This window comes from Phenylobacterium sp. (assembly GCF_031412415.1).
In the GTDB taxonomy this organism is placed as follows: domain Bacteria; phylum Pseudomonadota; class Alphaproteobacteria; order Caulobacterales; family Caulobacteraceae; genus Phenylobacterium.
The window spans coordinates 19,358-27,091 of record NZ_JANOCX010000201.1 but is presented as its reverse complement, the minus strand read 5'-3'; the positions used below and the strand labels follow the sequence as shown (position 1 = coordinate 27,091).

The 7,734-nt window shown below is 67.1% G+C and carries 8 protein-coding genes; 4 read left to right on the top strand and 4 right to left on the bottom strand.

Going from position 1 to position 7,734, the window contains the following annotated elements:
• Positions 1-85: 85 nt before the first annotated feature.
• The 4 genes from rho to hemE all read right to left on the bottom strand — a co-directional run bounded on the left by rho (position 86) and on the right by hemE (position 4,278).
• Positions 86-1,507 (bottom strand): transcription termination factor Rho, encoded by a 1,422-nt coding sequence (rho, locus tag RMO04_RS09870; protein WP_309644611.1) that lies wholly within the window; start codon positions 1,505-1,507, stop codon positions 86-88.
• Between the two features lie 241 nt (positions 1,508-1,748).
• Positions 1,749-2,210 (bottom strand): CopD family protein, encoded by a 462-nt coding sequence (locus RMO04_RS09865; RefSeq protein ID WP_309644610.1) that lies wholly within the window; start codon positions 2,208-2,210, stop codon positions 1,749-1,751.
• Positions 2,207-3,250, bottom strand: coding sequence for a ferrochelatase (gene hemH / locus RMO04_RS09860; RefSeq protein ID WP_309644609.1), 1,044 nt, complete (start codon positions 3,248-3,250; stop codon positions 2,207-2,209). Before hemH ends, RMO04_RS09865 begins: the two co-directional genes overlap by 4 nt.
• Entirely contained in the window at positions 3,247-4,278 is a 1,032-nt protein-coding gene (hemE, locus tag RMO04_RS09855; RefSeq protein ID WP_309644608.1) for a uroporphyrinogen decarboxylase, read from the bottom strand. Before hemE ends, hemH begins: the two co-directional genes overlap by 4 nt.
• A 520-nt stretch (positions 4,279-4,798) precedes the next feature.
• Between hemE and RMO04_RS09850 the strand changes: the two genes are divergently transcribed.
• The 4 genes from RMO04_RS09850 to coaE are packed head-to-tail and all read left to right on the top strand — an operon-like array spanning position 4,799 to position 7,729.
• Complete coding sequence (locus RMO04_RS09850) at positions 4,799-5,647, top strand: pyruvate, water dikinase regulatory protein (RefSeq protein WP_309644607.1); 849 nt, start codon at positions 4,799-4,801, stop codon at positions 5,645-5,647.
• Positions 5,644-6,243, top strand: coding sequence for a Maf family protein (locus RMO04_RS09845; protein ID WP_309644606.1), 600 nt, complete (start codon positions 5,644-5,646; stop codon positions 6,241-6,243). Before RMO04_RS09850 ends, RMO04_RS09845 begins: the two co-directional genes overlap by 4 nt.
• On the top strand, positions 6,240-7,082 hold the full coding sequence (gene aroE / locus RMO04_RS09840) for a shikimate dehydrogenase (protein WP_309644605.1): 843 nt from the start codon (positions 6,240-6,242) through the stop codon (positions 7,080-7,082). The genes RMO04_RS09845 and aroE overlap by 4 nt, the downstream gene beginning before the upstream one ends.
• On the top strand, positions 7,082-7,729 hold the full coding sequence (gene coaE / locus RMO04_RS09835; protein WP_309644604.1) for a dephospho-CoA kinase: 648 nt from the start codon (positions 7,082-7,084) through the stop codon (positions 7,727-7,729). The genes aroE and coaE overlap by 1 nt, the downstream gene beginning before the upstream one ends.
• Positions 7,730-7,734 lie beyond the last annotated feature (5 nt).

The window sequence follows — 7,734 nt, the reverse complement described above, 5'->3', positions numbered from 1 at the left end:
TTGCTTCTGCCATCGCGGCCTCGAATGCCAACTCCTCACCTGCACGAACGTGCAACAACGCATGTTCGATAATCACGGAAAGGCCTTACTGGTTCATCGAATCGAAGAAGTCTTCGTTGTTCTTCGAGGTCCGCAGCTTGTCGAGCAGGAACTCGATCGCATCCTGGGCGCCCATCGGGTTGAGGATGCGGCGCAGGATGTAGGTCTTCTGCAGGTGTTCCTTCGGCGTGATCAGCTCTTCCTTGCGGGTGCCGGACTTCAGCACGTCGATGGCCGGGAAGATGCGCTTGTCGGCGACCTTGCGGTCTAGGATCAGCTCGGAGTTGCCGGTGCCCTTGAACTCTTCGAAGATCACCTCGTCCATCCGGCTGCCGGTGTCGATCAGGGCGGTGGCGATAATGGTCAGCGAGCCCCCCTCCTCGATGTTCCGCGCCGCGCCGAAGAAGCGCTTGGGACGCTGCAGGGCGTTGGCGTCGACGCCGCCGGTCAGCACCTTGCCGGACGACGGCACCACGGTGTTGTAGGCGCGGCCGAGACGGGTGACCGAGTCCAGCAGGATAACCACGTCGCGCTTGTGCTCCACCAGGCGCTTGGCCTTCTCGATCACCATCTCGGCGACCTGGACGTGGCGGGTGGCCGGTTCGTCGAAGGTCGACGAGATCACCTCGCCGCGCACGGTGCGCTGCATATCGGTGACTTCTTCCGGCCGCTCGTCGATCAACAGGACGATCAGGTAGCACTCAGGATGGTTGGCGGCGATCGACTTGGCGATGTTCTGCAGCATCACGGTCTTACCGACCCGGGGCGGCGCCACGATCAGGCAGCGCTGGCCCTTGCCCAGCGGGGCGACGATGTCGATCAGCCGGCCCGAGCGGTCCTTCAGGGTCGGGTCCTCGATCTCCATCTTCAGCCGCTCATCGGGATAGAGCGGGGTCAGGTTGTCGAACAGAACCTTGTGCCGGACGTTTTCCGGGTTCTCGAAGTTGGTCAGATCGACCTTGGTCAGGGCGAAGTAGCGTTCGCCTTCACGGGGCGCGCGGATAGCCCCGTCCACGGTGTCGCCGGTGCGCAGGCCGAACTTCCGGATCTGCGAGGGGCTGACATAGATGTCGTCGGGACCCGGCAGGTAGTTGGCTTCCGGCGAACGCAGGAAGCCGAAGCCGTCCTGCACCACTTCCAGGGTGCCCGAGCCGGAGATCTCGATCTCCTCCTCTGCCAGGGTCTTCAGGATCGCGAACATCATATCCTGCTTGCGCATGGAATTGGCGTTCTCGATCTCCAGGGTCTCGGCGAAGGCCAGCAGGTCGACGGGCGACTTGTCCTTCAGCTCCTGGAGCGACATGCGGGTGAGGCCCATGGCGGCGATGGCCGCGGAAACCTCGGAATTGTCGTCGTCGCCGTCTTCGTCGCCGGCGGTGTTGGCCGGCGCCTGGAGCTGCGCGTCCTCGACGGCGGATTCGGCTTCGACTTCGGTGTCGACAGGCTCGATGGGGGTGTCTTCAGTCATGGAGTTACTCTGATAGGTCCACGGCGGCCGAACGGTCTTCGGGCGCGGGGAGAATCGTCGGGGGCGTTAGGGGAACGCCGATTGATTTTCGAGGGCCGGGCCGGTGCGGCTTTGGCAAGCGCGCGGCGCACGGAAGTAGGGCGGGGCGCAGCTTCGGGAAACCGACGCCGCGTACGGTGAGCGGAACCACATGCGGGGCGACGGGTCAAGCATCGCCGTCACCGAGGGCGACGCGGCAGGGTCAGCGCTGGCCGAACTGGAGGGTGACGGCCAGCACGGCCACAACGGCCGCCAGGAACGGCAGCTCGTTGGTCGCCCGCCAGAATTTCGCGGACTTCGGACGCTTGCCCGCCAGGAATTTCTTGTACGCGCCGGCCAGAAAGCCGTGCCACCCGGAGATGAAGATCACGGCGGCCAGCTTCACGATCATCCAGGGCTGGGCCAGGAAACCCCAACCCTCCTTGGCCGCGTGCACGTGCCAGAAGATCAGGCTGACACCCAGGATCCAGGTCAAGACCATCGACGGATTGATGATGATCTTCAGGAGCTTGCGCTCCCAAACCAGGAAGTTCGCGTCGAACTCGCTGCCGGGCGGCGCCGTCTCGGTGTGATAGGCGTAGAGCCGCGGCAGGTACATCATCCCAGCCATCCAGGCGATGACGGCGATGATGTGGAGGCCGCGTAGCAGATCATACAGGCTCACGCCGCAGCTCCCCTATCCGTTCGACAGGCGCATTTCGCATAGTCTTGCGGACAGCGCCAAGGTCCGTCGGGCGCGGGTCCGCCGGCCCGGGCCAGGGCGTTGGTCACCGCCATGGTCAGGGCGCCGATGAATCGTGGCGCGGTCCCAAGCGCCGGGGCACGAAGATAGGGCGCGCAGCCGACCTCATGGGCCAACTCGCCATACTCGTGGTCCAACTCCACCAGGGTCTCCACATGCTCGGAAACGAAGGCGATCGGGCAGATCAGGACGCCCTTGCCCTCGGTGCCGGCCCGGCGGATCTCATCGTCGGTCGAGGGTCCGATCCACTTCAGCGGCCCCACCCGGCTCTGGAAACAGATTTCCCAATCGGTGAACTCCGGCAGACGGAAGGCGACGGCCTTGGCCGTGGCGCTCACCTGGGCCTGGTAGGGGTCGCCGCCCGCGATGACCTTTTCCGGAAGGCCGTGCGCGGAGAACAGGAGGCGGATGTTCGTGGGGCTACCCGCCGCCTCCCAGGTGGTGCGGATCGCCGCGGCGTGGGCGTCGGTGAGGCCCGGCGTGGTGGGGAAGCAGCAGACCGTCCGGCTGGTCCCTGGACCGGCATAGGCGGCCTCCCAGTCCTTCAAGGATGACGCCGAGGTCGTGGTGGAGAACTGCGGATAGAGCGGCAGCAGCACGATCTCGTCCGGCGCGAAGGCCGCGACCTCCTTGGCGGTCTGGTCGGCGAAAGGCTTCCAGTAGCGCATGGCGATGAAAACCTTGGTGGTCAGGTCCGGCCGCGCCGCCGCCAGGCTGGCCTCCAGCGCCTCCGCCTGCCTGCGGGTCTCCGGCAGCAACGGCGAGCCACCGCCCATCAGGGCGTAGTTTGCCTGAGCCGGCTTCTCGCGCCGCTTGGCGATCAGCCAGGCCAGCGGCCCCCGCGCGATCGCCGGCAGGTCGATGATCGCTGGATCGCTGAACAGGTTCTGCAGGAAGGGACGCACCGAGGCCTGGTCGTCGGGACCGCCCAGGTTGAAGAGAACGACAGCGAGCTTGTTCACCGCCCGGTCACCCGTCGGATCGTGCGCTCGATGTGCTCGATGGGGGTGTCGGGCAAGACGCCGTGGCCGAGGTTGAAGATGTAGGGCCCGTCGTTCCACTGCGCGATCAAGGCGTCGACCCTGGCGTCCAGGGCTGGTCCGCCGGCGCGCAGCAGCAGGTTGTCCAGTGCCCCCTGGATGGTCTTGCCGCCAGCCTGGATCTTCCGGCCCATCGCCGCCGAGGCCTGGGTGTCCAGCGCCACGGCCTGGACGGGAACCTGGGCGGCGTAGCTTTCCACGAGCGCGCCCGCGCCCCGTGGGAAGCCGATGAAGGGTGCGTCGACCCCGGCCGCCCTCACTTTGTCGATGATCGCCTTGTGCGGCTTGATGACGATCCGCTCGAAGACGTCCTCGGCCAGGCCTTCCGCCCAGCTCTCGAACTGCTTGAGCACCTGGGCGCCGGACCTTGCCTGCATGACCAGGTAGCGCGCGGTGGACTCCACCAGGATGTCCAGCAACCGGTCCAGCTTCTCCGGATGCTGATAGGCGTAGGTCCGGGCGCCGGAACGGTCGGAGCCCCGACCCTCGATCATGTAGGTCGCCACGGTCCATGGCGCGCCGGCGAAGCCGATCAGGGCGCGGTCCGGCTCCAGCTCGGCGCGGACCCGGCTCAGGGTCTCGCCGATTTCACTGAGACGCCCGGTGGAGGCTTCGATCTGGTCGGTCATGCTGTCCAGCGACGGCAGTTCGCCAAGGCGAGGTCCCTCCCCGGCCTCGAACCAGACCTCCTGGCCCAGCGCCCGGGGGATCAGCAGGATGTCGGCGAACACGATGGCCGCGTCCAGCGGGAACCGGCGCATGGGCTGCAGGGTCGCCTCGGCCGCCATTTCTGGATTGTGGCAAAACGCGATGAAGTCGGTGGCCCGGGTGCGCAGCTCCCGGTACTCCGGCAGCGACCGCCCGGCCTGACGCATGAACCAAACTGGCGGCCGATCGAGGGTTTCGCCGGCGAGCGCGCGCAACAGGCGCGGTTTTGAACCTTCTGACATGAGGCTCGTTAAATCGGCTTACCGCGTCCGGCTCAAGGCCTGGGTGTAAACGCGCCTGCCCTCTTCCTCGTTAGAATCTTGAATCTAGATGGAAGGGGTAGAAGGAGGGCCGTGGAGCAATGGGGAGAAGTCGCGCCCACGCCACGTCGCCAACCCTTTTCCCACAAGCCTTGCGTCACTTTTGAGCGTCGCGCCGGCGAGGCTGTGAAAAACGGGGATCATCGTTAACCTCCCGTTAGGGTTTACCTTTTGTTAACCCCTGCACGGGCGCCGAACCTGATCGAACGGCGGTCGTTCGTTAAGGCTTTGGTCATACCTTGGTAAGACTTCATTAACCCAACAGCCCGTGGATCGGTCGGCGGCAAACCGGCCGAGTTCTCCCGGTCGTCCACCGGGCGCCCGGCGGAACCGCGGCTATCCCCAATTTCGTTCGCCTTCGCTAAGAAGGTATCGACTCTTTGATCCCCAGATTTCCGCTGATGGCATTTCGCCGCAGTCTTTCGAACCGCTCCAGGATCCGATGACCTCGACCCCGCGCTTCGCCACCTACTTCCATGTGCACCTGGTTTCCGACTCCACCGGAGAAACCCTGAACGCCATGGCCCGCGCGGTCTGCGCCCGGTTCGAGAGCGTCCTGCCGATCGAGCACATCTACGCCCTGGTCCGTTCCCCCCGACAGCTCGAGCGGGCCCTGACCGATATCGAAGAAGCGCCCGGCGTGGTGATCCACACGATCGTCGACGACCAGCTGCGCACGGCCCTGGAGGAAGGGGTGCGGCGGCTGGACATGCCCTGCATCGCCGCGCTGGATCCGCTGGTCTCGTCATTGCAGCGCTATCTGGGCGCCTCGATCAGCCGCCGGGTTGGCGTGCAGCACGCGCTCGACAACGACTATTTCAACCGCATGGACGCGCTGAACTATGCCATCGGCCACGACGACGGCCAGGGCGGCCAGGATCTGGAACAGGCCGACGTGGTGCTGGTGGGCGTTTCGCGGACCTCAAAGACGCCCACCTGCATCTACCTGGCTCACCGCGGCGTGCGGGCGGCCAATGTGCCGCTGGTGCCAACCCGGCCGCCGCCGGAGAAGCTGTTCGAGCTGAAGAACACTCTGGTGGTGGGCCTGACCATCTCGCCCGACCGCCTGATCCAAATTCGCCGCAACCGCCTGCTCAGCCTGAAGGAAGACCGGGAGTCGTCGTACATCGACATCGAGGCTGTCCGCGAGGAGACCGTGAAGGCCCGGCGGCTCTATGAGCGGCAGGGCTGGCCGGTGATCGACGTCACCCGCCGCAGTGTGGAGGAGACGGCCGCGGCGGTGCTGAACCTGCTGCATGGCGGTCACGGCCAGGTCGAGGTGCTGGGTTGAGCCCGCCGGCCGTGATCCTGGCCTCCAAGAGCGCCGCGCGCCGGGCCGTGCTTACCGGAGCAGGAGTGGCCTTCGAGGTCTCGGTGGCCGGGGTCGACGAGGATGCGGTGAAAACCGCCATGCTGGCGCAGGGCGCCACCCCCCGCGACGTGGCCGACGCCTTGGCCGAGCTGAAGGCGATCAGGGTCTCGCGCTCCAGACCCGGCCTGGTGATCGGCTCGGACCAGACCCTGGAGTTCGAGGGCAAGCTCTACGACAAGGTCGAGACGACAGCCGCCGCCGCCGAGCGGCTCAAGGCCATGCGCGGCAAGCCGCACAAGCTTCACTCCGCGGTGGTTGTCGCCAAGGACGGGGCGCCGATCTGGCGCGAGATCGTCTCGGCCACCCTGACCATGCGCGACTTCTCCGACGCCTTCCTGGCCGACTACCTGGCGGCGGAGGGCGAAGAAGCCCTGGGTTCTGTGGGGTGCTACCGGCTGGAGGGCCCAGGCGCGCAGCTCTTCTCGAAGATCGAGGGCGACTATTTCACAATCCTGGGCCTGCCGCTGATGGGGCTGCTGGACCTGCTGCGCCGGCATGGAGCGCTGAAGCCATGATCGGCGGCGCGACCCTGTTGGCCGGGGTGGTCGGGAACCCGGTCGCCCATTCCATGAGCCCGGCCCTGCACAACGCCTGGCTTGCGGCGGCGGGGATCGACGGGGCCTATGTCGCCTTCCGGATCGCCGAGGATCGCTTCGCCAGCTTCGTGGACGGCCTGCGCGGCGGCTCTTTGCGCGGACTCAACGTCACCCTGCCCTTCAAGGGCCAGGCCCTGGCGCTCGCCGACCGGGCCAGCGACCGAGCCACCATGGCGGGGGCGGCGAATGTCCTCGTGTTCGAGCCCAACGGCGAGATCGCCGCCGACAACACCGACGGACTTGGCCTGCTGGCGGCCTTCGCTGAGCAGGCGCCGGGGTTCGACCCAAAGGCCGGACCCGTGGCGATCCTAGGCGCCGGCGGCGGTGCGAGGGGCGCGGCGGCGGCTTTCGCGGCGGCGGGTTGCCCCGACGTGCGGATCGTCAACCGGACCCAGGCCAAGGCCCAGGCGATCACCGACATCCTGGGGGGCGAGGCGTTCGGCCTGCACCGCGCGGCGGCGGCCTTCGACGGCGTGATCGCTGTGATCAACGCCACTTCGGCCGGGCTGGCGGGAGAAGGCGATCTGGATGCGCCCCTGGAGGCGACGCCCGCCGGCTGCGTCATCATGGACATGGTCTACAAGCCGCTGATCACGCCCTTCCTGGCGCGCGCCAGGGCCTTGGACCGACAAACGGTGGATGGCTTGGCCATGCTGATCGGCCAGGCGGCGCCCTCCTTTGAGGCCTTCTACGGCCGGTCTCCGTCGGCCGAGGTCGATGTGCGCGCCTTGGCGCTCAAGCTGCTGGAGCCGCGCTGATGCTGACGATAGGCCTGACGGGCTCCATCGGGATGGGCAAGTCCACGACCGTGGCCATGTTCCGAGAGGCCGGCATTCCAGTCTACGACGCGGACGCGGCGGTGGCGGCGATCTACCTGAAGGGCGGCGCGGCGGTGGCGCCGCTGGAGGCCGCGTTTCCCGGCGTCACCAAGGACGGCGCCGTGGACCGCGAGGCCCTGCGAAACGCCGTATTGGGCAATGACGAGGCCATGTCGCGGCTGAACGCGGTGGTCCATCCGCTGCTGGGCGTCGACCGCGCGAAGTTCTTCGAGGACGCGATGGCGGCCAAGGCCGACATGGTCGTGCTGGACATCCCCCTACTCTACGAGACCGGCGGCGAGGCCAGGATGGACGCCGTGATCGTGGTCTCGGCCCCGGCCGAGCTGCAGCGCGAGCGGGTCCTGGCCCGGCCGGGCATGACGCCCGAGCGCCTGGACGCCATTCTCTCGCGCCAGCTTCCGGACGCCGAGAAGCGCCAGCGGGCCGATTTCATCATAGAGACCGGCCATGGCCTGGAGCCCGCGCGCAAGCGGGTCGCCGAGATCATCGCCATCCTCCGTGATCCACAGCGCAGGCCCACGCGACAACAGGCCCCGCTTGAAGCTGCGCCCGAACGGGGCGATTGAACGGC